27 protein-coding genes are annotated in these 24005 nt (G+C 55.7%); 18 read left to right on the forward strand and 9 right to left on the reverse strand.

Translation table 11 applies throughout. From position 1 onward, the window contains the following. Positions 1 to 65 precede the first annotated feature (65 nt). Entirely contained in the window at positions 66 to 1253 is a 1188-nt protein-coding gene (locus HNR64_RS13335; RefSeq protein WP_204996939.1) for a lipid-transfer protein, read from the reverse strand. Positions 1254 to 1281: 28 nt separating this feature from the next. Then, positions 1282 to 1716, reverse strand: a complete 435-nt coding sequence (locus tag HNR64_RS13340) for a Zn-ribbon domain-containing OB-fold protein (protein WP_027872908.1) — start codon at positions 1714 to 1716, stop codon at positions 1282 to 1284. Between the two features lie 248 nt (positions 1717 to 1964). Here HNR64_RS13340 and HNR64_RS13345 point away from each other — a divergent pair, with 248 nt between their 5' ends. The 3 genes from HNR64_RS13345 to HNR64_RS13355 all read left to right on the forward strand — a co-directional run bounded on the left by HNR64_RS13345 (position 1965) and on the right by HNR64_RS13355 (position 4870). Beyond that, positions 1965 to 3152, forward strand: a complete 1188-nt coding sequence (locus HNR64_RS13345; RefSeq protein WP_204996940.1) for an acyl-CoA dehydrogenase family protein — start codon at positions 1965 to 1967, stop codon at positions 3150 to 3152. Positions 3153 to 3203: 51 nt separating this feature from the next. Then, on the forward strand, positions 3204 to 4340 hold the full coding sequence (locus HNR64_RS13350; protein WP_204996941.1) for an acyl-CoA dehydrogenase family protein: 1137 nt from the start codon (positions 3204 to 3206) through the stop codon (positions 4338 to 4340). A gap of 89 nt (positions 4341 to 4429) precedes the next feature. Then, entirely contained in the window at positions 4430 to 4870 is a 441-nt protein-coding gene (locus HNR64_RS13355) for a hypothetical protein (RefSeq protein ID WP_204996942.1), read from the forward strand. A 79-nt stretch (positions 4871 to 4949) separates the two neighbouring features. On the opposite strand, the gene HNR64_RS13360 is transcribed toward HNR64_RS13355, so the two are convergent. Next, entirely contained in the window at positions 4950 to 5753 is an 804-nt protein-coding gene (locus HNR64_RS13360; RefSeq protein WP_204996943.1) for an acyl-CoA thioesterase, read from the reverse strand. Between the two features lie 207 nt (positions 5754 to 5960). Here HNR64_RS13360 and HNR64_RS13365 point away from each other — a divergent pair, with 207 nt between their 5' ends. The 4 genes from HNR64_RS13365 (at position 5961) to HNR64_RS13380 (ending at position 11629) form a co-directional block, all read left to right on the forward strand. After that, positions 5961 to 7505 carry an acyl-CoA synthetase gene (locus HNR64_RS13365; RefSeq protein ID WP_338061858.1) on the forward strand — a complete coding sequence of 515 codons (1545 nt, stop codon included), beginning with the start codon at positions 5961 to 5963 and terminating at the stop codon, positions 7503 to 7505. A 106-nt stretch (positions 7506 to 7611) separates the two neighbouring features. Continuing rightward, the gene (locus tag HNR64_RS13370) at positions 7612 to 9525 is read left to right on the forward strand and encodes a TonB-dependent receptor plug domain-containing protein (RefSeq protein WP_204996944.1); all 1914 of its coding nucleotides are present in this window, start codon (positions 7612 to 7614) and stop codon (positions 9523 to 9525) included. Further along, positions 9525 to 10076, forward strand: a complete 552-nt coding sequence (locus HNR64_RS13375; RefSeq protein ID WP_204996945.1) for a YfiR family protein — start codon at positions 9525 to 9527, stop codon at positions 10074 to 10076. The genes HNR64_RS13370 and HNR64_RS13375 overlap by 1 nt, the downstream gene beginning before the upstream one ends. Next, positions 10076 to 11629: an ATP-binding protein gene (locus tag HNR64_RS13380; RefSeq protein ID WP_204996946.1), complete on the forward strand. Its 1554-nt coding sequence runs from the start codon at positions 10076 to 10078 to the stop codon at positions 11627 to 11629. The genes HNR64_RS13375 and HNR64_RS13380 overlap by 1 nt, the downstream gene beginning before the upstream one ends. Before the next feature lie 15 nt (positions 11630 to 11644). Here the strand turns inward: HNR64_RS13380 and HNR64_RS13385 are convergent, their stop codons facing one another. After that, entirely contained in the window at positions 11645 to 12343 is a 699-nt protein-coding gene (locus HNR64_RS13385) for a hypothetical protein (protein WP_204996947.1), read from the reverse strand. 117 nt (positions 12344 to 12460) lie between these two features. Between HNR64_RS13385 and HNR64_RS13390 the strand changes: the two genes are divergently transcribed. Both HNR64_RS13390 and HNR64_RS13395 read left to right on the forward strand, forming a co-directional pair. Continuing rightward, the gene (locus tag HNR64_RS13390) at positions 12461 to 13249 is read left to right on the forward strand and encodes an SDR family oxidoreductase (protein ID WP_204996948.1); all 789 of its coding nucleotides are present in this window, start codon (positions 12461 to 12463) and stop codon (positions 13247 to 13249) included. Positions 13250 to 13340: 91 nt separating this feature from the next. Continuing rightward, the gene (locus tag HNR64_RS13395; RefSeq protein WP_204996949.1) at positions 13341 to 14495 is read left to right on the forward strand and encodes a helix-turn-helix transcriptional regulator; all 1155 of its coding nucleotides are present in this window, start codon (positions 13341 to 13343) and stop codon (positions 14493 to 14495) included. Here the strand turns inward: HNR64_RS13395 and HNR64_RS13400 are convergent. Beyond that, complete coding sequence (locus HNR64_RS13400; protein ID WP_204996950.1) at positions 14492 to 15070, reverse strand: hypothetical protein; 579 nt, start codon at positions 15068 to 15070, stop codon at positions 14492 to 14494. The two genes, HNR64_RS13395 and HNR64_RS13400, sit on opposite strands and share 4 nt — an antisense overlap. Positions 15071 to 15175: 105 nt before the next feature. On the opposite strand from HNR64_RS13400, the gene HNR64_RS13405 reads away from it, so the two are divergent. Then, positions 15176 to 15481, forward strand: coding sequence for a DUF1244 domain-containing protein (locus HNR64_RS13405; RefSeq protein ID WP_420853751.1), 306 nt, complete (start codon positions 15176 to 15178; stop codon positions 15479 to 15481). A gap of 6 nt (positions 15482 to 15487) precedes the next feature. Here HNR64_RS13405 and HNR64_RS13410 read toward each other — a convergent pair whose 3' ends face one another. Further along, on the reverse strand, positions 15488 to 15889 hold the full coding sequence (locus tag HNR64_RS13410) for a hypothetical protein (RefSeq protein ID WP_204996951.1): 402 nt from the start codon (positions 15887 to 15889) through the stop codon (positions 15488 to 15490). A 102-nt stretch (positions 15890 to 15991) separates the two neighbouring features. On the opposite strand from HNR64_RS13410, the gene dinB reads away from it, so the two are divergent. Further along, entirely contained in the window at positions 15992 to 17092 is a 1101-nt protein-coding gene (gene dinB, locus HNR64_RS13415) for a DNA polymerase IV (RefSeq protein ID WP_239547852.1), read from the forward strand. A gap of 47 nt (positions 17093 to 17139) precedes the next feature. On the opposite strand, the gene HNR64_RS13420 is transcribed toward dinB, so the two are convergent. The 3 genes from HNR64_RS13420 to flgA all read right to left on the reverse strand — a co-directional run bounded on the left by HNR64_RS13420 (position 17140) and on the right by flgA (position 18608). Further along, positions 17140 to 17532: a flagella synthesis protein FlgN gene (locus tag HNR64_RS13420; RefSeq protein ID WP_204996952.1), complete on the reverse strand. Its 393-nt coding sequence runs from the start codon at positions 17530 to 17532 to the stop codon at positions 17140 to 17142. Further along, entirely contained in the window at positions 17529 to 17834 is a 306-nt protein-coding gene (flgM, locus tag HNR64_RS13425) for a flagellar biosynthesis anti-sigma factor FlgM (protein WP_204996953.1), read from the reverse strand. The genes HNR64_RS13420 and flgM overlap by 4 nt, the downstream gene beginning before the upstream one ends. Positions 17835 to 17912: 78 nt before the next feature. Beyond that, positions 17913 to 18608 carry a flagellar basal body P-ring formation chaperone FlgA gene (gene flgA, locus HNR64_RS13430; RefSeq protein ID WP_204996954.1) on the reverse strand — a complete coding sequence of 232 codons (696 nt, stop codon included), beginning with the start codon at positions 18606 to 18608 and terminating at the stop codon, positions 17913 to 17915. Between the two features lie 328 nt (positions 18609 to 18936). Between flgA and flgB the strand changes: the two genes are divergently transcribed. The 7 genes from flgB to flgH are packed head-to-tail and all read left to right on the forward strand — an operon-like array spanning position 18937 to position 23960. Further along, positions 18937 to 19341 (forward strand): flagellar basal body rod protein FlgB, encoded by a 405-nt coding sequence (flgB, locus tag HNR64_RS13435; RefSeq protein ID WP_204996955.1) that lies wholly within the window; start codon positions 18937 to 18939, stop codon positions 19339 to 19341. A 3-nt stretch (positions 19342 to 19344) separates the two neighbouring features. Beyond that, positions 19345 to 19746: a flagellar basal body rod protein FlgC gene (flgC, locus tag HNR64_RS13440; protein WP_204996956.1), complete on the forward strand. Its 402-nt coding sequence runs from the start codon at positions 19345 to 19347 to the stop codon at positions 19744 to 19746. A 7-nt stretch (positions 19747 to 19753) separates the two neighbouring features. After that, positions 19754 to 20422: a flagellar hook assembly protein FlgD gene (locus HNR64_RS13445; RefSeq protein ID WP_204996957.1), complete on the forward strand. Its 669-nt coding sequence runs from the start codon at positions 19754 to 19756 to the stop codon at positions 20420 to 20422. A gap of 55 nt (positions 20423 to 20477) precedes the next feature. Then, a complete protein-coding gene (gene flgE / locus HNR64_RS13450) occupies positions 20478 to 21695 on the forward strand; it encodes a flagellar hook protein FlgE (RefSeq protein WP_204996958.1) in 1218 nt (405 codons plus the stop codon). 30 nt (positions 21696 to 21725) lie between these two features. Next, positions 21726 to 22466: a flagellar basal body rod protein FlgF gene (locus tag HNR64_RS13455; protein WP_027872890.1), complete on the forward strand. Its 741-nt coding sequence runs from the start codon at positions 21726 to 21728 to the stop codon at positions 22464 to 22466. Between the two features lie 12 nt (positions 22467 to 22478). Next, positions 22479 to 23264, forward strand: a complete 786-nt coding sequence (flgG, locus tag HNR64_RS13460) for a flagellar basal-body rod protein FlgG (RefSeq protein WP_027872889.1) — start codon at positions 22479 to 22481, stop codon at positions 23262 to 23264. Between the two features lie 12 nt (positions 23265 to 23276). Beyond that, positions 23277 to 23960, forward strand: a complete 684-nt coding sequence (flgH, locus tag HNR64_RS13465) for a flagellar basal body L-ring protein FlgH (RefSeq protein WP_204996959.1) — start codon at positions 23277 to 23279, stop codon at positions 23958 to 23960. Positions 23961 to 24005: the final 45 nt, after the last annotated feature.

Raw genomic sequence — 24005 nt, forward strand, 5'->3', positions numbered from 1 at the left:
GACTGAAATAATACGCATAAAAAAACGGGGCCTGAGCCCCGTTTTTTTATGGTTTGCCGTCGTGGCTATTTCTTAACAATTACCGATGAGCCGTGGCCGAACAGGCCCTGGTTGGCGGTAATGCCCACCCGGGCGCCTTCAACCTGGCGCTCACCCGCCTCGCCGCGCAGCTGCCACGTCAGCTCACAGACCTGTGCCAGCGCTTGAGCGGGCACAGCCTCGCCAAAGCATGCCAGACCGCCCGAGGGGTTAACAGGCAGACGGCCGCCGAGCTTGGTGTCGCCATTGCGCACCAGTTGTGCGGCTTCACCGCGAGGGCAAAGCTGCAAGTCTTCATACCAGTCCATTTCCAGTGCAGAAGAGAGGTCGTAGACTTCGGCAACGTTGACGTCTTCCGGGCCGATTCCCGCTTGCTCATAGGCCTTTGCTGGCAATGCCGCGCGGAAGCGGTGGGCTTCTACGCCCGCTGCGGCCGCTGAGTCGGTGGCGATATCGGGCATTTCCACCACGGCGCTGGCAAAGGTGGGTGTGACGGTTGATACGGCCGCCACGCGAACGGCGTCGGCTTTGCCCAGGCGCTTTGCGTAGTCCATGCTAGATACAATCATTGCCGCGCCGCCATCCGATGTGGCGCAAATTTGCAGCAAGCGCAATGGATCAGCCACCATGGCCGAGTTCATCACATCTTCCATGGTGAATTTTTTCTTGTAGCGGGCATTGGGGTTGGTGAAACCGTGCTCGCTGTTTTTAATTTTTACCCGTGCAAAGTCTTCTTCTGTGTCGCCAAACAAATCCATGCGACGGCGGGCATACAGTGCAAAGTAGGTGGGGTTGGTAATTCCCAGGTAAAAACGCAGCCAATCCGGGTCTTCCGGGCGGTAGCCTTTGGCCGGCGCGAGGAAGCCCTTGGGGGTGGTGTCGGCGCCGACAACTAAGGCAACTTCGCATTCGCCGGCAAGAATTTTTGCTTGTGCGGCGGCGAGCGCCTGAGAGCCGGAGGCACAGGCGGCGTAAGACGTATTTACTTGCGCACCCTGCCAGCCCAATGCCTGGGCGAAGGTCGCCCCGGCAACATAACCGGGATAGCCGCAGCGCATGGTTGCTGCGCCCGAAACAAAGCCCACATCCTGCCAGGGAATGCCGGCGTCTTTCAGTGCCGCGCGCGCAGCGTGCACGCCGTACTCGCTGAAGTTCTTGCCCCATTTGCCCCAGGGGTGCATGCCGACGCCCAAGATGGCGATATCGTTACTCATTGAATTCTCCCGTCATCGAGTCTGCGGCTCAGCCCAGTGGCTTCCACTTCCAAGTAATTTTTACCGACTCGTCGTCTTCGTGCAGTGGTTCTAATACCAATTCGACTTCCTGGCCGACTTTCAGGTCTTTGGGGCCGACGCCTTTGACCGTTTGTCCCAGAATGATCATCTGTTCTTTTTCCAGTTCCACTGCGGCAATGCCGTAGGGAACGAAGGGCTCTTCGGCGACAAAGGGCTCGGGTGGCTTGTAGCACGCATCGGTATACGACCAAATTTTTCCGGTGCGACTGAGCTGTACCTCGCTAAATGTCTCGCCTTCGCAGTTGGGGTTGCGACAGAAGGACAAATTTTTGGGGAAGTAGTAGGTGCCGCAATCGTCGCACTTTGCGCCGATAAGGTGGGGCGTATCAGTATCGAGGGTATACCAACCTTCGATTGCCGCCTGTACAGGCTTGTCACTCATGCCGAATCTCCGCTTGAGGGTGCAACCTTGGCACCATTGAGTGAGGGGTAAACAGCCGCAAATGATCGCAAGTGTTGCTGGCGCGAGCTATCGTCTGAATGGTTGAGTGGCAGCGTAAAGGCGTTATGAACGCATATGTCATGTGGGTGACGGCTTTTGCAATTGTCGCAGTGACCCGGCCGCTTATTATGGTGACAAGCGTCAACCAAAACTGCCAACGACTGGCGGCGACACAGAGGAAGGCAACAATGAAAGTTGAGTTTAGCGCAGAGCAGAATGCGCTGCGCAAAGAATTACGCGCGTATTTCGAGGCATTGATGACGCCGGAGCTCAAGGCCGAGTGCGACGAGAGCATGGGAGAGGGCGGTGGCCCGCTATGGCGCGAGGCGCTCAAGCAAATGGGGCGCGATGGCTGGATAGGTGTTGGCTGGCCAAAAGAGCTCGGTGGTCGCGGTATGAGCCCCATCGAGCAGTTTATTTTCGTAGAAGAAGTCATGCGTGCGGGTTACCCCTTCCCGTTCCTGACAACCGAGTCGGTCGGGCCGCAGCTGGCCGAGCACGGCAATGAATGGCAGAAGCGAGAGATCGTACCCAAGATTCTCGCCGGTGAATGTTTGATCGCGATTGGCTACTCCGAGCCGGGCGCCGGCACCGATCTGGCGAGTTTGAAAACATCGGCGGTGCGCGACGGCGACGGCTGGCTGATCAACGGTCAAAAAATGTGGACCAGCCTCGCGCATTTTTGCGACTACGTTTGGCTTGCCTGCCGAACGGATCCCGACGCAGCGAAACCGCACAAAGGTATTTCCATGTTTTTGGTGCCCACTAACGATCCAGGCTGGTCGTGCAGTCCGGTGGTCACCCTGGGTGGTGTGCGCACAAACGCAACCTACTACGACAATATTCGTGTGAATGACGACGCGCTGGTGGGCGAGGAAAACGCGGGCTGGAAGCTGATTACCAGCCAGCTGAACCGCGAGCGTCTCAGTTTGGTGAACTTTGGACCCACTGCAGAAATGTTTAATAACGTAGTGCGCTGGGCCCAGCAAACTGACCTGCCCGAAGGTGGAAAAATCATCGACCAACCCTGGGTGCAGATCAACCTGGCGAAAGTCCGTGCCGGTGTCGAGGCGCTTAAACTGGTGTGCTACAAGCAGGCGTGGGCAATGACAGAAGGCCAGCTGGATATGGCCGATGCCTCGGCGGCGAAAGTCTACGGGTCTGAGTTTTTCATCGAGGTGTATCGCCTGTTGGGCGAGGTCATTGGTCAAGCGTCACTGATTAATCGTCGCACGCCGGGTGCCGACCCCATCGCATCGCGAATTGAGCGCCTGTATCGCACGGCATCAATTATTACGTTTGGTGGCGGCACCAACGAAATTCAGCGTGACATCATTTCCGCCGCCGGTTTGTGGATGCCCCGGGCATCGCGCTAGATGCGTCGTGTTTACCCCGGCGAAGAGTGAACGAATAGAGAGAAAACAGTTATGGATTTCGGACTTTCAGAACAGCAGCGCGATGTGCAAAACCTTGCGCGCGAAATTCTCGGTGAACAGGTAACAGCGGAAAAGCTCGCCAAGTACGACAGCTACGCGGCAGAGCGTTTTGACCGCGAACTATGGCAGCAGGTTGCTCAGGCGGGGCTGCTGGGTGTTGCCATTGAAGAGCAATATGGCGGAATGGGTTTCGGTTTTTTTGAAGCGGCCCTGATTGCAGAAGAAGTCGGGCGAAATATTGCTCCGCTGCCATTTATTTCTCACTGTATTTCGGCGGCGATGCCGGTGCAGCAATTCGGCAGTGCCGAGCAAAAGCAGCGCTTACTGCCCGGAGTGGTGAGCGGTGAACAGTTGCTCACAGCCGCGTTGATGGAAGCGAACAATGAGGACCCCACTCAGCCGCGTGTATGCAGTACGCGGGCTGACGGCGAGGCGGTGCTGATCAGCGGTGAGAAGCTCTGCGTTCCCTTTGCGGCGCAAGCTGACTATGTACTGCTGGCCGCGACCGACGGTGACGGGGCCGTTGTTGTAATGCTGCCTCGTCAGGCAGAGGGTGTTGCGCTTGAAGCGATGGAAGTGACGACTTACGAGCCACAATACCGGCTGACGCTCAGTAATGTGCGTGTGGGCGCAGAGAATATTCTGGCCCGCGGGGAGCAGGCGCAGCAGTTGCTCGCTTCGGTCGCCGAACATACGACGGCAGCATTGTGCGCGCATCAACTCGGTGCCAGTGATAAAGCGATGCGGATGACCGCGTCTTACACGGCCGAGCGCCAGCAGTTTGGCGTGCCGATTGCGACATTTCAGGCAGTGGGCCACCGCGCGGCTAATTGTTTTATCGACGTGGAATGCCTGCGTTTGAATTGCTATCAGGCGATCAGTCGTCTCGACGATGGCGTCGACGCGAGTGTCGAAGTGGCGATTGCGAAAGTGTGGGCAGGGGATGTTGGTCATCGAGTTAGCTACGCCGCCCAGCACTTGCACGGTGGCACGGGCATTGACCGCGACTACCCGCTGTGGCGCTACTGTACGTGGTTGCGTCACAACGAAATGATGCTGGGTAGCTCCGCACGCAGCCTTGCCGCGCTGGGCAGCAAAATAGCCGTGGGCGAGGCTTTTTGCGCCTAGCGATAGCGCGGGAACGCAAATAGCTGGCTGTTATTCCTTTGGCCAGGTGTTAGCATTCCCGCATTATCGGTATAAAAAGGAATGCGCCCATGTCTATGCGTCATAGCTTGTCTTGCGCCGGTTTATTGTTGCTGGGGGTGGCAGTTACCGCCTGCGCTCAGCCGCAGCCGTCGGCACAAACGGTTTCACGACAAAGCGGTATTATTGAAAGCCAAGTAGGATTTATTGATACGGTCTCGGGTGCGCGCGTTGAGGCGGTGGAGAATGTCCCCGGCAAGACAGAATATCGTGTACTGGTGTCGCTACCGGCATCGGGCGATCAACCGCCAACCGAGATAGAGGAAGTGCTGGTTACTGCCCCTCGGGTTGACCCGGAGGCACCAGCGATCAGCCCTCGCTATGAGTTCGTTCAGGACTATGCCAACGACCGCTACGGTTTTTACATCTATCTGGGCAAGCAGCGCAACGTGCCATTTCGTCTTTACTTTAAAGACCATTCGGCACAGAGCATTCAGAACACTCAGCCGTAAATAACGACTCAATGCGAGTCTGCCATGTGTGACAGGCTCGCTCTTTTTCTTCTGGTTACGACTCTACTGGCCTACGCCATTACTTCTCGAACACTGTAGCGACTTGGCGGCTAAACATTATGGGCACGCCGCTCGGTGACCAAATTGTTGCGTAGTTGCAAAAGTAACCATTACTCCCGGCTTGGCTGCGGTAGTCCATAAACCACCAGTTGTCGGCTGTATCGCCGGCACTTACCGCATTGGGAAACTCCAAATACCAGCTCAACGAACTGCCAACCCCAGGCGGTTTGATCATATTCAGGCCTGGCATTGGCGGTGCATCTGCCAGGGCAATCAGCGCACTTTCGGTAAGCGCAGTGGTATCGCGAAAACGCAGCCACAGTGAAAAATCAGCGCTGTCTCCCCCCGATAATGGCAGGTGACCGCTGGCGAGCGCCATATCAAAGTGTTGCGTAAACGCGGGCGTCAGGCCGTCAATGAAAGGCAGTAACATGCAGTCCTGCGGCGCCGGAATCGAGGTCGGCATCGCCGGTCCCTCGACAACGACCGCAGATTGACGATCCTTGCCATACGTCGCATTGATCGCGGTAGCCACTTCACCCTCACAGCGCAGCTCTCCTTGAATGTGGGTAACCGAGCCGCCGTCGCGTAAGTGGCGAAGTGCCACTTGGTGATTGCCAGCGGGGGCCGGGCCAACAAAGCTTACCGCCAGGGAGCGCAAGCGGCGGGCTGGCTCTATCTCACTGCGCATGGCTTGGGCGATCAGGGCACTGCTAAGCCCCCCAAATGCGGTGCGGCCCTGCAGCCAGCTTTCGTCAACATTTGCTGTGTAAAGGCCGTCGCTGCCTCGCACGGCTGCCATGAGTTGGTCAAAAGCGCTCATTTGCCGATTCCCTGTGTTTGAATACATAGTGCTTGCCAGTATAGGTAATGTGTTCACTGACAACAACGGCCGTGCATTCCCGCTTGTCTTGGCTCGTGTTTTTGGTATGAGCAAGGCTTGATCCCAGAGCGCTGCGCGCTTATCGTCAGCAAGCTACTTAGAAAAGTAGTGAGCGAAAACAATAATAATTTTTATGGAGTGACTATCGTGCAGCACCCGCAATTTCACGCCCAGAAACAACCGCAAAAAGCCGCTTGTATCCTTGCCAACACGGGTGAGGTAATGACTTATGCCGAGTTGGATGCCCGGTCCAACCAGCTCGCCCAACTGTTTTACAGGCGCGGTTTACGTGCCGGGGACCACATTGCCTATCAAATGGAAAATAGCCACTGCTTTCTTCAAATTGCCTGGGCAGCCCAGCGCAGCGGCTTGGTGTTCACGCCACTGCACAGTCATTTGCGGCCTGCCGAAGTGGCGTACATCTTGGAAAATTCAGGGGCCAAGCTGTTTATCTGTTCACCTCGCTACCTTGAAACGGCGCAGCAACTAGACAGGTCGGCATTGCCGGCCGTACAGCACTGGTTTATCAGCACTGGTGAGGCGCCCAATTTTGACTCCCTGCAAGCGGCGATGGCCGAGTGTCCGTCGGTACCGCTAGCGCAGCAATGCGCGGGGGTTCCGATGCTGTACTCTTCGGGAACGACCGGCCAGCCAAAAGGCATTAAACCCAGCCTACCCGAGCAAACCTTTGACGAGGTGCCAGCCGTTATGCAGGGTATTGCTGCGTTCCTGGAGATTAATAGTGAGTCGACGTATCTGACGCCGGCGCCGCTTTACCACGCGGCCCCCATGCACAGCGTTATGGCGGCAATGGCCCTGGGCGGTACGGTGGTAATGATGGACGGTTTTGACCCAGAGCTGTCGCTTCAAGCGATCGAAAAATACCGTGTGGATTGCAGTCAGTGGGTACCCATTATGTTTATCCGCCTGCTGAAACTGCCTGAAGCGGTGCGCAGTAAATACGATCTCAGCTCATTGAAGGCGGCGACGCACGCGGCGGCGCCGTGCCCCGCTGATGTGAAGCGCAAGATGATCGAATGGTGGGGGCCGATTATCAACGAGTATTACGCCGCCAGTGAAGGTATAGGTATGACCGCCATTGATAGCGCGCAGTGGCTCGCACACCCAGGCTCAGTGGGCCAGTCTTTGATGGGCGAGGTACACATCGTCGACGACGATGGCAATGAATTGCCCTGCGGCGAAACCGGGATGATTTACTTCTCTGGCTTTGGCGACTTTGAATACCACAATGAGCCGGAGAAGACCGCTGGTGCTCACCACCGCGAGGGCTGGGCTACGGTTGGTGATATGGGCTATGTCGATGACGAGGGTTATCTCTATCTGGCCGATCGCCGCGACTTTATGATTATTTCAGGTGGAGTGAACATCTATCCTCAAGAAGTGGAGAATACCCTGATTGCTCACCCCGAGGTCGCTGATGTCGCCGTGTTTGGGCTTCCAGATGAGGAGTTTGGCGAACGAGTGGTCGCGGTGGTTCAGCCAGAGCAGGGGTGCACTGGTAATGCAGAGCTGGCTGACCGGTTGCGAGGCTGGTGTCGTGACTCTGTCTCGGCATTGAAGTGTCCGAAGGCGTTTTTCTTTGAGGCGCAGTTACCGAGGAAGGACAACGGGAAAATGTATAAAAAACCCCTCCAAGAAAAATACCGTCAAGCCGCAGCAGTGGAGGCTTGAGTAGGTAAAAGCTGCAATGGTGCAGTAGGCGCTTTTGTCCTAGTTTGAAAAGTGGATGCAATAGTCATCCACTAAGCAAATAACAACAATGACGCGGACAATGGTTATGCGCCTTTTATTGCAAACGGGTATTGCGCTCGGCCTGGTCACTTTCTCGTTGAGCGCCGCCTCGTCAACAATCCAGCTAGCGTCGTTGGAAACACTTGGCGAACTCAGTCTCGAAGACCTAATGGATATCGAGGTGGTCTCGGCTTCGCGGCGGGCGGAGCCGTTGCAAGATACTGCCGCGGCAGTGTTTGTACTGGACGCGGAGGATATTCGCCGCAGCGGCGTGCGCACACTTGCCGAGGCCCTGCGCTTGGTGCCAGGGCTGCAGGTAGCAAGGGTTGATTCGCATAGCTGGGCAGTAACCGCTCGCGGTTTCAACAGCACGCTTGCCGATAAGCTCGAAGTATTAATGGACGGTCGCAGCTTATATACGCCGTTATTTTCGGGCGTATTTTGGTATACCCAAGACACAGTGATGCGCGACATCGAGCGCATTGAGGTTATACGTGGCCCCGGCGCTGCGCTATGGGGGGCGAATGCTGTCAATGGCGTGGTGAATATCGTTACGCGCTCAGCCAAGGATACGCTCGGAGGGTGGGTTGCCGCGGGCGGCGGTGGAAACTATCGAGGCTATACCGAGGCGAGGTACGGCGATGAGTTTGCTGGCGACGGTTTCTATCGTGTCTATGCCAAAAGTCAGTGGCACAGCGAACAGCAGGCTGCCAGTGGCGGGGATAGCGGTGATGAGTGGGTACACCGCCAAGCGGGATTTCGCACTGATAATAAATTATCGGATGCGCTGCGCTTAACCGTTCAGGGTGATGCCTACCGCGGCCACGTGGCTGTGCCGACAGGGGGCAAGCAAGAATACCACCGCGGCGAAAATCTGATCATGCGTCTAAGTCAGCAACATGCCGGTACGGCGAATTCAGAATACCAACTCGTCTATGATCGCAGCGCTTTTAACAATCGACTGAATTTCTCTGAGCAGCGACGCCTGCTGGATTTTGAAGTGAAGCATAATCGCCAGATCGGGCAGCGGCAGGAGCTGGTGATCGGCGGTGGCTTTAGGTTTAGTCGCGATCACATCGGCGATGTTAACCCCTTCCTCACCGACTTTAGCCCTCGCAAGCGCGAGGACGAAACCTATGATTTGTTTATCCAGGATCAAATCAATTTTTTAAACAAGCGCCTGCGCCTCACTCTGGGCGCTAAACTCGAGCACAACGATTACAGTGGCGATGAGTTTCAACCAAGTATTCGGGCTCGCTATAAAATTAATCCCGATAGCACCGTATGGGCAGCCTGGTCTCAGGCGGTTCGTATTCCCAACCGTCTGGATCAAGATGTCTCGTTTTCGGGTGGCTTTTTTGGCGGTGATCGCAGTTTCCACTCCGAGGAATTGACCGCGCTGGAGGCGGGGTATCGTCAGCAGTTGAGCGGCAGTTTGTCCATAGACATCGCCGGCTTTTATAACGAGTACGAGGAGCTGCGTGGACTCACTGATGACCTGACTAACCCTCAGATGCCGCCACCGATATTAATCGATAACGTCGGCAGCGCGCGCAGCCATGGTGTTGAGCTGACCGCGCGATGGCGAGCAAGAGCAAACATCGAGTTACTGACCAGCTATCGCTATTTCGACCTGGATGCCTCCACTCCGCCGGGCAGTTTGGATCAGTCTATTGCCGATGCCGATGCCAATGATCCCAGTCATCAGCTGAAAACGCGCCTGGATTGGGATATCAATGACCGCTGGTCGCTGTTCCTTGCGGCACGGTGGATTGGCCCTCTGGACGATCAAAATGTTGATGCCTACGCGGCAATTGATATGAATGTGATGTGGCGTATCAACGACCAGCTCGAAGCGTCTGTGCGTGTGAGTAACCTCAATGACGATGCCCATGCGGAGTTTGGTGGCGGCGTAGAGATACGGCGCAGTGTGCAAGCGCAATTGAGCTGGATGTTCTAATGATTTGGGGCAGGCGGTTCTGTGCAATAGCCTTGGTGTTGGGCCTGGCCGGCAATACGTTTGGGCAAGGCCTGGAGCAGCGCGTTAAGGCGGCGTATCTGGTTAACTTCACGCGCTTTATCAGTTGGCCCCCAGCGGCGATACGGGGTGGCGAGGAGGCAATTGATATATGCGTGGTCGGTGACCGCGACATTGCCATTGCGCTTTCCGCATTAATCAAGTCGAAATCGAGCAATGACCTCGGCATACGCAGCCGATTGATACTCCTCCCCGAAGAGAGTGAGGGGTGCGAGGTGCTATACCTTGCTGATAATAGCGGAGAGCTACAGCGCTACTGGCTGCAAAAATTACCACAGGACCACATCTTAACCATCGCCGATAACGGCGACTTTATCGACGCGGGTGGCATGATCAGTTTTGTTATTGTGTCGGGTAAGCTGCGCTTTGATATCAATCAGGCCAATATCCACCGCTCCGGTATGTCGGTGAGTTCGCGGCTTTTGAGCTTGGCGAGAACGGTGCGCCGCTCTGCTGCGAAGGGTAGTTCCTGATGCTAAGGGATTTGCCGATACAGCGAAAAATACTGGTGTCGATTGTCGGCACGGTCACGGTCGTGTTGGTGATGATCGAAACGGTTTTCGTGCTGTATAACTGGATTAGCGTGCGGGAAACCGTCCAGAAGAATTTACTGGCCGTTGCAGAGGTTTTTTCGCTCAATACAACGGCGGCAATGAGTTTTTCAGACTCCCAGGCCGCTGAGGAAATATTGTCATCGCTGCGTGGCATGCCGGAAATCCATCGCGCGTGTTTGTATCAAGGGGAAACCAAACAAGCGCAGCTATTTGCCAGTTATGTGCGCGGCAGTGATGCCAAGGACTGCCCGCTAAGCCTGTTAGACGTGAAGGCCTCCAAGCTGCAGGTGCTTACAGTGAATCGCGATGTCTGGCTCGGCAGCGAGCGCCTGGGGCGCCTGGTGATTGAACGTCAGCTATCCGACCTGTGGGCAAGCACCCGCCTCGATATTATGTTGCTGCTGCTTATGCTGCTGCTCAGTGTGGGTATTGCTTTTGTTATATCCAATGCCTTGCAGAAGCTAATTGCTGGGCCGATTCTTGCGTTGCTCGATACCACGCGAAAAGTGTCGCTGTCGGGTGACTATAGTTTGCGCGCCGACAAGCATGGCGACGACGAAGTCGGAGAATTAATCGATGGCTTTAATGTCATGCTCTCCCACATTGCCACCCGTGATACCGACTTGGCGAGAGCGAAGGAAGAGCTGACGCTCCGTATACATCAGGCCGATGCGGCGAATACTGAACTTCGCAAGGCCGTAGAGGACTTGAACCGAACGCAGAAACAGTTGGTCGCCACTGAAAAAATGGCCTCACTGGGTGGCCTGGTGGCCGGTGTGGCGCATGAGGTGAATACCCCTGTTGGCGTGAGTGTCACGGCCGCGTCGACGCTGCGCGCCGAGAGTATAGAAGCGGAGCAGGCCTACAACGAAGGGAAATTGACCGGCAGTGGTCTGAAGCATTACTTCGAACACTGCATGCAATCCACCGAGATTATTCTCAATAATCTACGCAGAGCGGCAGACTTAGTGCACAGCTTTAAACAGGTAGCGGTGGATCAAACCAGCTTTGAACGCAGGAAATTTAATCTTAAAAGCTATTTTGATGAAACTCTGCTAAGTCTGCGACCAAACTTGAAGAATACGCAGATCGCTGTAGAAATAGACTGTGAGGCGTCACTGGAAGCCAACTCCGTGCCGGGTGCGATCTCGCAGATATTTACCAACTTGCTGATGAATTCCCTTATGCATGCCTTTCCAGGCGGTGAAGCCGGCCGCATACGCGTGGTGGTAACCGAATGCGACGGCGATATTGAAATCTGCTATAGCGATGATGGCTGCGGTATGGATGAAGAGGCGCGAGAAAAGATTTTTGAACCGTTTTTCACCACCAAGCGCGGCGCAGGCGGGAGTGGTCTGGGTATGCATATTGTCTTTAATCTTGTCAGCCAACAGCTGAAAGGGCAGGTTGAGGTTTTGTCTGCCGTAGGGGAAGGAACTGAAGTGCGTATTCGCTTCCCGTCGGGTCTTTAAATATCTAACTTGGCCTTAGAACCGATAACTCAGCGCGAGCATCGCGATAGGCAACAGGTTCAAGTCATTCAGCTCATTTTCAACTTCACGCTGTTCGGCGGCCACTTCCTCCCGACATTGTTGGTTGCTGTTGCAGCTTCCCGTCGAGCGGATCTCAACGTTGGCGTCCCCGAGATAGGCTACACCCAGGTCGGCGCTGAAGTGAAAGCCTTGCCCGGTAGCCCTGGACCAACCGATACCCAGGTAGGGACTCACGGGTTCAAAGTCGATATTGGTAATAACATCGCCGAGTATCGCAGGCGAAAAGCGGCTGTTACCGAATTCGCAGCTGGTTGTGCCGGGTATGGGGGAGTTTTCTTCGCAGCGAGTAATGATCCTCGCGGAGCTGTTGTTAATCAATATGCCTGCACTTACCCGAAACCACTTGCCGCTGGGGTGCCAGTCCGTCAGCAGATAGGCATTGCGCAGATCGACATCGCTTTTGTAGCTGAGCTCATCGCCCTCAATACCGTTGTTGTCATCCCCTTCGAAGTCCAGTTTAAAACTGCCGTACAAGGCGCCGCCGCGAATGGCGAGTTGCGGCGAAAAACTGTACCCAAGCTCCGCGCCACCGCCAATCGTTGAAGCTTGTAGGCGCAGCGATGTGTCGGCGAGCGCAGGCGTGCTCACCGCCAGGCAGAGTAGTGCTGAGGTGGTATATCGACGTAGGTGCATGTTTCCTCACTGTATATTTTGACTTGGCGCTTCCACCCATTCGGGTGGTGCTGCTCGGGTCGAGCCTAGGTAGGCTTCAGGGACAAGTAATTCGAATAATTAAACAGGATAGTCAAAATGTTGCTTAGAGACAAAGTCGTCATTGTGTCGGGTATCGGCCCGGGCTTGGGACAGGAGCTGGCCCTTGAAGCCGCGCGCCAGGGAGCAAAAGTGGCGATGTGTGCCCGCACCGCAAGTAAGCTCGATGATGCTGAAGCTTTGATTCGCAGTGAGGGCCTGGACAATGCGGTATTGAAGGTGGCTACCGATATTAGTGACCGCAAACAATGTAAAGAGCTGGTTGCCAAGACAATTGCCGAATTTGGCCGTATCGACGTGTTGTTTAACAGTGCCTACAACCCCGGAAACTTTGGGCCTATCGCTGAGGCAGATTTGGACAGCTGGCGAGACGCCATGGATGTGAACTTCTTCGGCACCATGGGGCTGACGCTTGAAGTCGTGCCGCAAATGAAGAAGCAGGGCGGCGGCGCGATCGTGATGATCAACACCATGGTAACCCGCAAACCCATGCCGACTCAGGGCGGCTACGGCGCCTCCAAGGCGGCGCTTGCCAGTGCAACCGCTCACCTGGCGCTAGAACTGGGGCCTGACAATATTCGTGTGAATTCGGCCTATATGGGCTGGATGTGGGGGCCGTCGGTCGAGGGCTATTTCCAAATGAATGCAGAGGCTGGCGGCCCCAGTGTAGAAGAGCAAAAAGCTGCTGTAGCCGCCAATATCCCGCTGCGCCGTATCCCCGATGACGGCGATTGCGCCAAAGCCGCTGTATTTTTGGGGTCGGAGTATTCCCGCGCGCTGACCGGTGCCGCGCTCGATGTAAATGGTGGCGATTTCTTGCCACATTAAACCGCTGCGAGGATTTAGTGCGCGATAGATGAATTCCCCGCGGTCAGCGCTTAGAATCGAGGCTATTACATCACAATGGCCTCGATCTTCTATGTCTGAGATTTCTATCTCGCCGCGTATGGACGCTCTGCTGCGCGCGCTCTACGGTGGCACTTTGGAAACGCCCCCCTGGCAGGCCTTTCTGGATCAGCTCAGGGACGCCTTGGGCGGTAACTATGCGACCTTGCTACTGCGACCGCCGAATGAGCACGACCCCGGCGTGATACTCAATGCGCTGGTGGTCTCGCCGGAAATCTATCGTGCCTACAACGAAACTTATTTTGCCTTAGACCCCTTTGTAAACCTCCCCGATGGCGATGTTGTTACCGTTGCTGAGTACATGTCGGCAGAGGAGTTCGAGGCGTCTGAGTACTATCAAAATTATATAGAGCCAGCCAATGTGCGGCATATCCTGGGTGCCGATTTATGGCACGGCGAGGAGCTGTTGGCACGGCTGCGCGTTACGCGGCCGGAGAGCCGCGAAGATTTTGGCGCGCGGGAGAAGGCCCTGTGCAAGCAACTGCTGCCGCATATTAAACAAGCGGTGCAAATCCACTCCCGGTTACGTGAAAGTGAGCGCGAGCGGGTGCTTTATGCCAATACCATCGACAGCTTGTCGGTGGGCGTGATTACCCTGGATGCCAACGGCGATAGCTTAAATAGCAACCCGGTCGCCGAGCGGCTGTTAGCACAAGGTCGGGGTGTCGCATTGCAAGGAGGGCGCCTGAGTTTTGAAAATCGGCGTGAGCAGCAAGACTTCAAAATGCTGCTTGGCGAGGTAATACAGGCGCATCATCAGCGAGAGGCGGGCTGTGTTCGCGCCTTTCGTCTCGCAGATGCCAGTTCGTTGAGTGGTTTAAGCCTGCTGATACGACCACTGCCGCACAGTGACCACGGTGGTGAGCGGCGTCCGGCCGTTGCGGTGTTCATTAGTGACCCGATGGCACCGCGTCAGGCACCCAGTGATGTGTTAATCGAACTATTCGGTCTAACACCCGCTGAGTCTAAGTTAGCGGTGCGACTGGTTAACGGGCAAAGCCTGGATGAGGCATCGCTCAGTTTAAATATTTCTCGGAATACCGCTAAGTCGCACCTGAGCTCGGTATTTTCTAAAACCGGCGTCGCGCGGCAAACACAGTTAATTCAGTTGATTTTGAACAGTGTCGTCACGCTGGCCGGCGAGCCGGCCAGCGATCGTCACGACTAGCTGGTGGGCGCTTTTTTAGCGGCTGCCTTTTTGGCTGCGGCCTTTTTAGCGGGTGCTTTTTTTGCAGGGGCTTTTTTAGCAGCAGCTTTTTTGGCGGGCGCCTTCTTTGCTGCGGCCTTTTTAGCTGGGGCTTTCTTTGCCGCTGCTTTTTTGACGGCCGCTTTTTTCGGTGGGTTTTTCTTGTCGAAGTCGCGCGCAGCATTGCGGGCAGCTTTAGCCAGCGCCTTAGCACGCTGGTAGTCAGCCTTTAAATCCTGCATTTGTTCGCGGGCCATAATGACCAGCGCCTTGGCATCGACCTCAAGCTCGCGCGCAGAATCCACGGCCTTGTGAGCGCGCTCGACCTGACGCTGTATGCGAGCATCCATATTTTCCTTGGCTTTCTTTTGCAGTTCGCGCAGCTTTTCCTGCTCCTGGCGAATTTTCGCTCGCGCTTTTTCAGTTTGCGCCTTAGCGCGCTCCAGTGCTTTATCCGCGTCGGATATTAAGCGATCGCGTAGCTTTTCTACTTTATCTTCCAGAGATTCAATCTCCCGGTTGATCAGCGCTACAGGGTCTAGTTTTTGTTTAGCCATGCTTTCTGACTCCGTCATAAAGTGTTGGGGTACGTCGCGAGCAGGAAGTCTGTTCGTTGGCTTAACATAGCAAATTTCCTGATAATGAACAGGGTAATGCAGCGAATGAGTGAACAAATTATGAACAAGTCACAGAGTGATGCGATAGAAGCTGCGGTTTTTCGCCGCTTGCTCGAGCATTTAGACAGCCGAAAAGATGTGCAAAATATCGACTTAATGAACCTGGCGGGTTTTTGCCGTAACTGTTTGTCGAAGTGGTATGCGGCCGCAGCCGAGGAGCAGGGTATAGAGGTGGATTACGACGCGGCGCGCGAAAAAATCTATGGCATGCCGTATTCGCAATGGAAATCGAAATACCAAACGGAAGCCAGCCCCGAGGCGCTGGCAGCGTTCAATAAAGAGCAGAAGTGACGGCGCCTAGAGGCCCCCGTTGGGGATAAAGCGATTGCGGCTATTTGCGCGAATCCAGCGCAGTGTCTCAACAGATAGCTTTTCTCCGCGTTTGCGCAATACTTTGTTGATCCAAATGGCAGGGGATTCTGCGCCAGCTTCCCAGCCGCTAATTCGCTCTTCGGCAACAGTGAAGAAGCGAATGAGTGCCAGTAGTTCGGCGTTGTCGAAATCTGCTACAGCGAGTTGCCAGGGCTCATTAGGGAGTCGCATGACGGCGCTATAGCGCTGCTGCTCCTCCTCACTGAACGGCGCGGGTAGTTTTGCCAGGGACTGGTCGTCGCTCAGTGCTATGCAGCGCTCGAGAAAGTCTCGATCAATGGTGATAGCGGCTTTTTCAGAGTCCGGGGTCCAACTGCCAATACTCATTGCTACGGCATTCCTTTTTGATTCAACGTGGGTGGTGTGGCGCACAGTATACCTCACTACCATGAGTGACAAGCGCTAGCTGCTCACGTAAAGTCTGTATGTTTGTACAGTATTTTGCTTAAGCGGGTTTTCTGCGCCATGGTGTCGGTGCTCAACACGAGAAAGATCATTCATTGCGACTGCGATTGTTTTTACGCTTCGGTGGAGATGCGTGATGACCCGCGTTTGCGCGGTAGACCGATTGCCATTGGTGGCAAGGCCAGTCGGCGCGGCGTGATTGCTACCTGCAACTATGAGGCGCGCGCCTATGGTGTGCACTCGGCAATGCCGACCGCAACCGCATTGCAGCGCTGCCCGCAGCTGATTTTGGTCCCACCGAATATGGATAAGTACCGCCATGTTGCTGCGCAAATTCGTGAAATATTTAGTCGCTACAGCGAGCTGATCGAGCCGCTGTCCCTAGATGAGGCCTATCTGGATGTCAGCGAGTCGCGGCATTTTCAGGGCAGCGCCAGCCGTATTGCCGAAGCGATCCGGCAAGCGGTAGCCCGCGAAGTGGGAATCACTATTTCCGCGGGCGTTGCACCGAATAAATTTTTGGCGAAGATTGCCAGCGACTGGCAAAAACCTGACGGGCTTACGGTGATACGGCCCGATCAGGTCGATGACTTCGTTCGTGCGCTTCCGGTAACCAAGATTCACGGCGTCGGCAAAGTGATGGCGACGAAGTTGACGGCATTGGGCATCGAAAACTGCGAGCAGCTGCAAGGGTGGAGTGAGCTGGCCTTAGTGGAGCGTTTTGGTCGCTTTGGGCGGCAGTTATATGGTTATGCGCGCGGCGTGGATTCGCGGCCGGTAAAGGCCGAAAGGCAGCGCAAATCGTTAAGTGTTGAGCGCACGTTTGCCGAGGACCTGTCGCCAGGGGAGGCCGCAGATGCAGCGCTTGCTCAACTCATTGACGAACTACAGCGGCGTTTGCGGCCACATGCTGAACAGGCTATCGCGGGCGCTTTTGTTAAGTTGAAGAGCAGGGAATTTAAGGTAACTACCATCGAATTGCGCCAGGAAGGCAAGCTAGACCCCGCCTGCCTGCCACTGCTGATGATACAGGCCTGGGCGCGATTGCATTCCCCGGTTCGCTTGATTGGTGTGGGTGTTCGTTTCGCCGCGCCAGTAGAGCAACAGCAGCTCAGCCTTTTCTAGCGACGGCTGGCGCCGGCGCGGTGCTGATAAGATTGCGTTGTTCGTATTCAGGCTTCGCCAAGGCGTCTGCTGTAGGCTGAAGCGCCTGTTTGGCCATCGGCGCCATAGGTGCGCAGGGCAGGGCTGCCAAGCCCTAAAATTTGCATGGCCTGCTCGTTGTAGTCTTGCTGTCGGCTAAGCAGGCTGCCGATACGCTCATTCAGGTCGCGACAGCGGCGCAGGCTCTGAGTCACCTCCGCAGCCATTTCTCTGTCCGGCTGCTGCTGTTGGCGCAGGCGCTCGAGAGTCTCCAGTTGTTGGCAGCAATCCATTTTTTGTTCCGCAAGCTCGCGCAGGCGGTCGGCGTCGCCGTGGTCGCGCAGCACTGTGAGCTCTTCGTTTAGTAGAGATTCAAAGCGCTGGCTATGGGCCAGTAACTGTTGCTCGGTATCGGTCATCATGCGCTGGGGTCTGTAAGCCGTTCCAGGTCGACAAAGGCTTTTGCCACCTGCTCGCTGTCGACAGTGAACTCACCGTTGCGAATTGCGGTTTTAATCGCTTCCACTTTTTGGCGGTCGATGCCGTCGCTGCCGGCAATTGCGGTGCGGGCACGATCAACCAGGCTGCTATCAGCGGCTGACGCGGTTGCCGATTCTAGCGGCGAGTTGGCGCCGGTATCCGCGGCGTTGGTCGCATTGGGAGACGGATTACTGTCGAGCCTTTTGGGCTGGCCAAGTGGGCCGCCATTAATTCGATCGACCATGATAATTCCTCATTACATTGGCGTTGATGGTATGCCTTATTCCGGTTAACGGCAGCTACCGATAAAACTTTAACTTTTTTATTCGATTCTTACCGTATTACCGCTAATGACAATACCCTCTAACTGCTTGCCTGAACTGATATTTTCCACCCGTATTCGAGCACCCTTGGCTGCATCCTGCAGGGCGCGGCCCTTCATGCTGACGTTAATGGCAGTACTGCTGCTAATGAGCTTGAGCTCTTGTCCTTTCTTTATCATCGCTGGGGCATCCAGCATATTCACGGTGATAACCGCGCCCTGGGGGATGCTGCGTCGGCTGAGCATTCCCTGCCCACCAAGGCCCTTTTGGTATCCGTATGACAGGCTGGACACATCGCGCTCTGTCCAAGTGATATCCGCTTCAGTCACTCGCTGGCCGGCAGCGATAGGGTGCTTGCTCACCATGACCTTAGTGAAGGCCGCGATCGTTACCGGCAGGTACACCTTCCACGCCTTAACACCTTCGCAGCGCACGCCCACCGTCGTGCGCCGTCGGATGCTAGCGCCGGGCGGCAAAAAGGCCCGCAGTCGCTGACTACATTTTGCCAGACGGGTGCGCGGATCGAGTTCGCCCACGGTGATACGGGTGTTCTCATTTTGCCAGGGGTGGCGTTTGGTAATGAACTGGCTGGCAGTAGCGCTAATACGCTGCGCTGACTCCACCCCAGCGTTCGCCAGAGCGCTCGGGCAGACACTGCTCAGGAGGGCGATGGTGATTGCTACGCGCCAGATCATGACAACTTATTTCCTCACTACTAGTTTGCGGCGCCAAGTTTTTGTCAGCGCGGCGGCTTTATGACGTAAGCAGCAATTGCTATGCCAGTTTTGCAAATTAGGGGGAGTGTTAGAGAGCGCGACAAAGACTTGCCGCTTGTCAGTCAAACAGGCGGCAAGGGCTTGCCGAAAAACCGACGGTTTGTTGGCGTCGGTTTCGTAACGTATTGAAAAATATAGGAATAAAAAAGTGGCACGCGCTTTGCGTCGGACATGTCGAACGCCAAAGGCTTTGCGCCCTTATCCAGTGTATCGGCAGCGCAGCCCATAACTTTAGCGAGACAGATTTATGGCGATTAATTTTGATAAGGCACTCGGTATACACCAGCAGGCACTGCTGCTTCGCCAGCAGCGCACCGAACTGTTGGCGGCCAATATAGCCAATGCTGACACGCCCGGCTACAAGGCACGCGATATCGACTTTAAACAAGCACTGGGCCAGGCAGCACAGGGCCAGCAGTTATCGCTCAGTCGCAGCAATGCGGCGCATATTACCGAAGCGGTCGCTCCAGCGGCGGGGCAGGCGCCGGTGATGTACCGCATGCCTCAGCAGCCTTCAGTCGACGGCAATACGGTGGAGAGCCATGTAGAGCAAGCGGCATTTGCCGATAACAGCATGCGCTATCAGGCCACCATGAGTTTTCTGAGTAGTAAGTTCTCTGGAATTAAATCGATTCTTCAGGGAGGTCAATAAGCGATGGCGAATCCCCTTGATATTGCCGCTGCGGCGATGAACGCGCAAATGCTGCGTTTGAATACCACCGCCAGCAATATGGCAAATGCGGATACGGTGGCCGGCAGTGAACAGGCTGCCTACCGCGCAAAACAGCCGGTTTTTGCCACCGTGCTGGACCGTCAGCAGGGCGTCGCCGGTGTCGAGGTTGTGGGGATTAGCGAGAGCAATGCCCCTGTTCCCAAGCGTTATGAGCCGGGCCACCCGATGGCAGACGAGCAGGGCTATGTCTACGGCTCCAATGTGAACACCGTTGATGAAATGGCCAATATGCTGTCCGCCTCCCGTTCATACCAGAACAACGCCGAGGTGTTTTCCACGGTGAAGACCCTGACCCTGCGGGCCTTGCAGCTCGGTAAACAGTAGGAACTGAATGATGGAATTGCGAACGCTTGAACAATTGCAGCAGCAGAGTGCGGCGAGTACGGCAAAAAAAGAAGCCTCCTCGCTGGGGCAAGACGACTTCATGAAACTGATGCTGCAGCAGCTTAAGAATCAAGACCCGTTTAAACCCACCGACAACACGGAATTTATCAGCCAGATGGCGCAGCTAACGTCGGTGAGCGGCATCAGCGAAATGAATGACAACCTGGCTGCACTGACGAGTTCGCTGTACGGCGGTCAATTGCTGGATGCGTCCTCGCTGATCGGCAAAGAGGTGCTGGTTGGCAGTGATGTTGTCGCCCTGCCATCAGAGGGCGCGGTAAGCGGCCAGGTAACACTGCCGGTGAGCACGCAAGCGGTCGATGTCGAGATTTTGGCGCCCTCGGGTGAGGTGCTGGGCAAGGTGGCGTTAGGACCGCAGGCGGCGGGACCGGTGTCGTTTCGTTGGGATGGTAGCGGCCTGGACGGCGAGCGTTTGCCCGCAGGCAATTATTTAATTCGCGCGCAATACCTGAACGGCAACAGTGTAGAGGCCTTGCAAACGGATATTCGCAGCCCCGTACGCAGCGTGAGTTTGCCCAGTGGCGGCGGTAGCCCCACGGTGCAAATTGATGGTGTCGGTACGGTCTCAATGTCGCAAATAAAGGAAATTAGCTAGGCGCTTCGGCGCATTCATTGATCAATTCGCGAGTGATCGCAGCAGGAGTATAACTATGAGCTTTCGTATTGCATTGAGTGGACTGAACGCAGCGTCATCGCAGCTGGACGTCACCGCTGACAATATTGCCAACGTTAACACCACCGGCTTTAAAAGTTCCCGGACATCCTTTGCCGATGTGTATGCAACATCCAACAACGATGTGACAAAAACCACGCCCGGCGCAGGTGTTCGTTTGAATACCATTGTCCAGCAGTTCTCGCAGGGCAACATCGACTTCACCGACAACAACCTGGACCTGGCTATCAGTGGCGAAGGCTTCTTCACCATGAAGGGCTCAAGTGGCGTGACCTATACGCGCGCCGGCGCTTTCAGTGTCGACCGAGAAGGCTTTGTGGTGAACAACAATAACGACCGCTTGCAGGTCTACCCAGCAACCTCGAACGGCGATTTTGCCACCGGCTCGCTCTCAGATTTGCAGCTGCAGGTTACAGAGAATGCGCCGCAGGCCTCTAGCCGCGCTGATATAGGCGTGAACCTGCCCGGTGATGCGCCGATTCCCACTTCGACCCCATTCGACCCGACCGTGGCGTCCAGCTATAACCACGCCACGTCAATGACGGTGTATGACTCGCTGGGCACCTTGCACACAGCAACGCTGTACTTTGTGAAAGACCCCGCAGCGAACACCTGGCAGCAAAATGTCTATATCGACGACAACCCGGTGAGCCTGGGCAATACCCTGTCATTTGATAATACCGGTACCTTGCAAAGCCCCGCTTCGGGCATTGTGACGGTGCCTTCCTACGACCCTAACAACGGCGCGGCAGCGATTGACCTGTCGCTGGATTTCACCTCATCAACGCAGTACGGCAATGAGTTTGGCGTGAACAGCTTGCAGCAGGACGGCTTCACCACAGGGCGATTGACCGGTATTGAAGTGGCGAGCAACGGCGTCGTGTCGGCGCGCTTTACCAACGGTCAGTCATCACAGCTGGGTAAGGTCGCACTGGCGGGCTTCTCTAACCCCAATGGCTTGCAGCAACAGGGTGACACAGCGTGGGCAGAGACGTTTTCTTCAGGTAGCCCGCGTGTTGGCGAGCCGGGTAGCTCTAACTTTGGTCTGCTACAGGCGGGTGCATTGGAAAGCTCCAATGTCGATCTTACTGAGCAATTGGTGGAAATGATCACCGCGCAGCGTAACTTCCAGGCGAACGCCCAGATGATCCAGACATCTGACGCCGTTACTCAGGCGATTATTAATATCCGCTAAGGCGGGTATTCATCGCTTTAGGAGGCAGGTATGGACCGGCTACTTTATCTAGGCATGACCGCGGCCAAACACACGGAAATGGCGCAGGCCAGCAATGCCAATAACCTGGCAAATGCCAGCACGGCGGGTTTCCGGGCGGACTTCCATGCGCTGATGTCAAAGCCGGTAGAGGGAGCGGGCCATCAAACACGCGTCAACTCTGTGGTTGAGTCGCGGCTGAGCGACTTCAGTGAAGGCACCTTGATGACCACCGGTCGCGATCTGGATGTAGCGATTCGAGGTCAGGGCTGGTTTGTCGTGCAGGACGCCCAGGGTGAGGAGGCACTGAGCCGCCGTGGAGACCTTCACCTGACGGCCGACGGCATGCTGATCAATGGCGCCGGACAACCCGTGATGGGCGATGGCGGACCGTTGGCGGTGCCTGAACACGACAGTTTGACGATCGGCAGCGACGGCACGGTATCGATAGTGCCACTGGGTCTTGGCCCTGAGTCGTTAGTGACCGTCGACCGCATTCGTTTGGTCAGCGCCGAACCTGAACAGTTGCGCAAGGGCGAAGACGGTTTGATTCGAACGCTCGATGGCACCACGCCAGCCGCCGATGCCAGTGTGCGTGTTTCGCCGGGCACACTGGAAGGATCGAACGTGAATACCGTTGAGGCAATGGTCAATATGATCGAACTGGCCCGGCGTTTTGAAATGCAGGTGAAGGTGATGAATACCGCAAATACGGTATCCGAAGCCGGTGCGCGCCTGATGAGAATGGAATAAGAGGATAAGTTTATGAATTCATCATTGTGGGTAGCCAAAACCGGTCTCGATGCGCAGAACACGCGTATGCAGGTGGTCAGTAACAACCTGGCGAACGCCAATACCACTGGGTTCAAGCGCGACCGCGCGTCTTTTGAAGATCTGCTCTATCAAAACTACCGTCAGGTGGGCGGGCAATCTTCCCAGCAAACTCGTCTGCCCAGCGGTATGCAGGTAGGTACCGGGGTTCGGGTGGTGTCGACTGAGAAAATCTTTAACCAAGGCACGATGACGCAAACCAATAACAACCTGGATTTAGCGGTCAATGGCAACGGCTTTTTCCAGGTGCGGATGCCAGACGGCAGCCTGTCTTACACCCGCGATGGTTCATTCCAATTGGACGACCAGGGGCAGATCGTTACCAACAGCGGCTACATCGTCGAGCCGGGTATTACGGTGCCTGCCAATACGCGCAGCATTACCGTCGGCACCGATGGGGTTGTCAGCGCGATGATCGCTGGTGACTCCGCGCCGGTGCAATTGGGCAGCATACAGTTGGCAGACTTTATCAATCCGGCTGGCTTAGAAGCGCGCGGTGAAAACCTGTATCTGGAGTCGGCCTCCAGCGGCGCGCCGCAAACTGGTACGCCCGGCCTGAGCGGTTTGGGCACGCTGGCGCAAGGGGCGCTGGAAGGCTCCAATGTGAACGTGGTGGAAGAGCTGGTGAATATGATCGAGACCCAGCGCGCTTACGAGATGAACTCCAAAGCGATTTCCACCAGCGACCAAATGATGCAGTACGTGAATAACAACCTGTAAGTGGGTAATGCCATGAAGCTATCACGCTACTTCCGCCTTTTTCTGCTCGCTACTGTGGCTTTACTCACGGCCTGCGCCCAAGCACCAGAGCGCGACGAACAGGTGTGGGAGTCACAGTTGCCGGAGCAGCAATACAGCAATAGCGAAAATCCCGGTTCGATCTACCAGGCGGGCTATGGCATGAGCCTGTTTTTGGATCGCCGCGCCCGGCAGGTAGGCGATGTCATCACCGTTATTTTGTCCGAGAAGACAGACGCGAGTAAGCAGTCCAACACGGCGACGGCTAAAGAGAGCAATATCTCGGTACCTACTGTGACGCTACTCGGCAGAGGCGTGACTCATAACGGCACGCCAGTGCTGTCGACGGGTGTGTCCAGCGACCAGGATTTTGCCGGGCAGGGCAGCAGCAGCCAGAGCAACAGTCTGACCGGTAGTATCACCGTTACCGTGTCACAGGTGTTGCGCAATGGCAGTCTGCGGGTGCGCGGTGAGAAGTGGGTAACCATCAATCAAGGCGATGAGTTTATCCGCATTCAGGGCATTGTTCGCCCCGAAGACATTGCCGCCGACAATTCGGTGCCTTCGTTCAAAGTTGCCGACGCACGCATTACCTACAGCGGCAAAGGAGCGCTGGCCGATGCGAATTCCATGGGCTGGCTGGGGCGTTTGTTCCAGTCAGTGCTGTCACCATTTTGAGGGTGAGAACGATGAACAACCACCGCCCATCTCTATTTCCACGCC

The sequence above is a fragment of the Spongiibacter marinus genome (assembly GCF_016906995.1).
Taxonomy (GTDB): Bacteria; Pseudomonadota; Gammaproteobacteria; order Pseudomonadales; family Spongiibacteraceae; genus Spongiibacter; species Spongiibacter marinus.

Bases quoted from the DNA above. Each gene is read 5' to 3' on its own strand.
- HNR64_RS13400 (WP_204996950.1), bottom strand. From the start codon at position 15,070: ATGGCTAAACAAAAACTAGACCCTGTAGCGCTGATCAACCGGGAGATT.
- HNR64_RS13335 (WP_204996939.1), bottom strand. From the start codon at position 1,253: ATGAGTAACGATATCGCCATCTTGGGCGTCGGCATGCACCCCTGGGGC.
- HNR64_RS13390 (WP_204996948.1), top strand. From the start codon at position 12,461: ATGTTGCTTAGAGACAAAGTCGTCATTGTGTCGGGTATCGGCCCGGGC.
- flgB (WP_204996955.1), top strand. From the start codon at position 18,937: ATGGCGATTAATTTTGATAAGGCACTCGGTATACACCAGCAGGCACTG.
- flgE (WP_204996958.1), top strand. From the start codon at position 20,478: ATGAGCTTTCGTATTGCATTGAGTGGACTGAACGCAGCGTCATCGCAG.
- flgG (WP_027872889.1), top strand. From the start codon at position 22,479: ATGAATTCATCATTGTGGGTAGCCAAAACCGGTCTCGATGCGCAGAAC.
- HNR64_RS13355 (WP_204996942.1), top strand. From the start codon at position 4,430: ATGTCTATGCGTCATAGCTTGTCTTGCGCCGGTTTATTGTTGCTGGGG.
- HNR64_RS13370 (WP_204996944.1), top strand. From the start codon at position 7,612: ATGCGCCTTTTATTGCAAACGGGTATTGCGCTCGGCCTGGTCACTTTC.
- flgM (WP_204996953.1), bottom strand. From the start codon at position 17,834: ATGGTCGATCGAATTAATGGCGGCCCACTTGGCCAGCCCAAAAGGCTC.
- flgH (WP_204996959.1), top strand. From the start codon at position 23,277: ATGAAGCTATCACGCTACTTCCGCCTTTTTCTGCTCGCTACTGTGGCT.
- HNR64_RS13375 (WP_204996945.1), top strand. From the start codon at position 9,525: ATGATTTGGGGCAGGCGGTTCTGTGCAATAGCCTTGGTGTTGGGCCTG.
- HNR64_RS13455 (WP_027872890.1), top strand. From the start codon at position 21,726: ATGGACCGGCTACTTTATCTAGGCATGACCGCGGCCAAACACACGGAA.
- HNR64_RS13345 (WP_204996940.1), top strand. From the start codon at position 1,965: ATGAAAGTTGAGTTTAGCGCAGAGCAGAATGCGCTGCGCAAAGAATTA.
- HNR64_RS13360 (WP_204996943.1), bottom strand. From the start codon at position 5,753: ATGAGCGCTTTTGACCAACTCATGGCAGCCGTGCGAGGCAGCGACGGC.
- HNR64_RS13445 (WP_204996957.1), top strand. From the start codon at position 19,754: ATGATGGAATTGCGAACGCTTGAACAATTGCAGCAGCAGAGTGCGGCG.
- HNR64_RS13340 (WP_027872908.1), bottom strand. From the start codon at position 1,716: ATGAGTGACAAGCCTGTACAGGCGGCAATCGAAGGTTGGTATACCCTC.
- HNR64_RS13410 (WP_204996951.1), bottom strand. From the start codon at position 15,889: ATGAGTATTGGCAGTTGGACCCCGGACTCTGAAAAAGCCGCTATCACC.
- flgA (WP_204996954.1), bottom strand. From the start codon at position 18,608: ATGATCTGGCGCGTAGCAATCACCATCGCCCTCCTGAGCAGTGTCTGC.
- HNR64_RS13350 (WP_204996941.1), top strand. From the start codon at position 3,204: ATGGATTTCGGACTTTCAGAACAGCAGCGCGATGTGCAAAACCTTGCG.
- HNR64_RS13420 (WP_204996952.1), bottom strand. From the start codon at position 17,532: ATGATGACCGATACCGAGCAACAGTTACTGGCCCATAGCCAGCGCTTT.
- flgC (WP_204996956.1), top strand. From the start codon at position 19,345: ATGGCGAATCCCCTTGATATTGCCGCTGCGGCGATGAACGCGCAAATG.
- HNR64_RS13380 (WP_204996946.1), top strand. From the start codon at position 10,076: ATGCTAAGGGATTTGCCGATACAGCGAAAAATACTGGTGTCGATTGTC.
- HNR64_RS13385 (WP_204996947.1), bottom strand. From the start codon at position 12,343: ATGCACCTACGTCGATATACCACCTCAGCACTACTCTGCCTGGCGGTG.
- HNR64_RS13405 (WP_420853751.1), top strand. From the start codon at position 15,176: ATGAGTGAACAAATTATGAACAAGTCACAGAGTGATGCGATAGAAGCT.
- HNR64_RS13395 (WP_204996949.1), top strand. From the start codon at position 13,341: ATGTCTGAGATTTCTATCTCGCCGCGTATGGACGCTCTGCTGCGCGCG.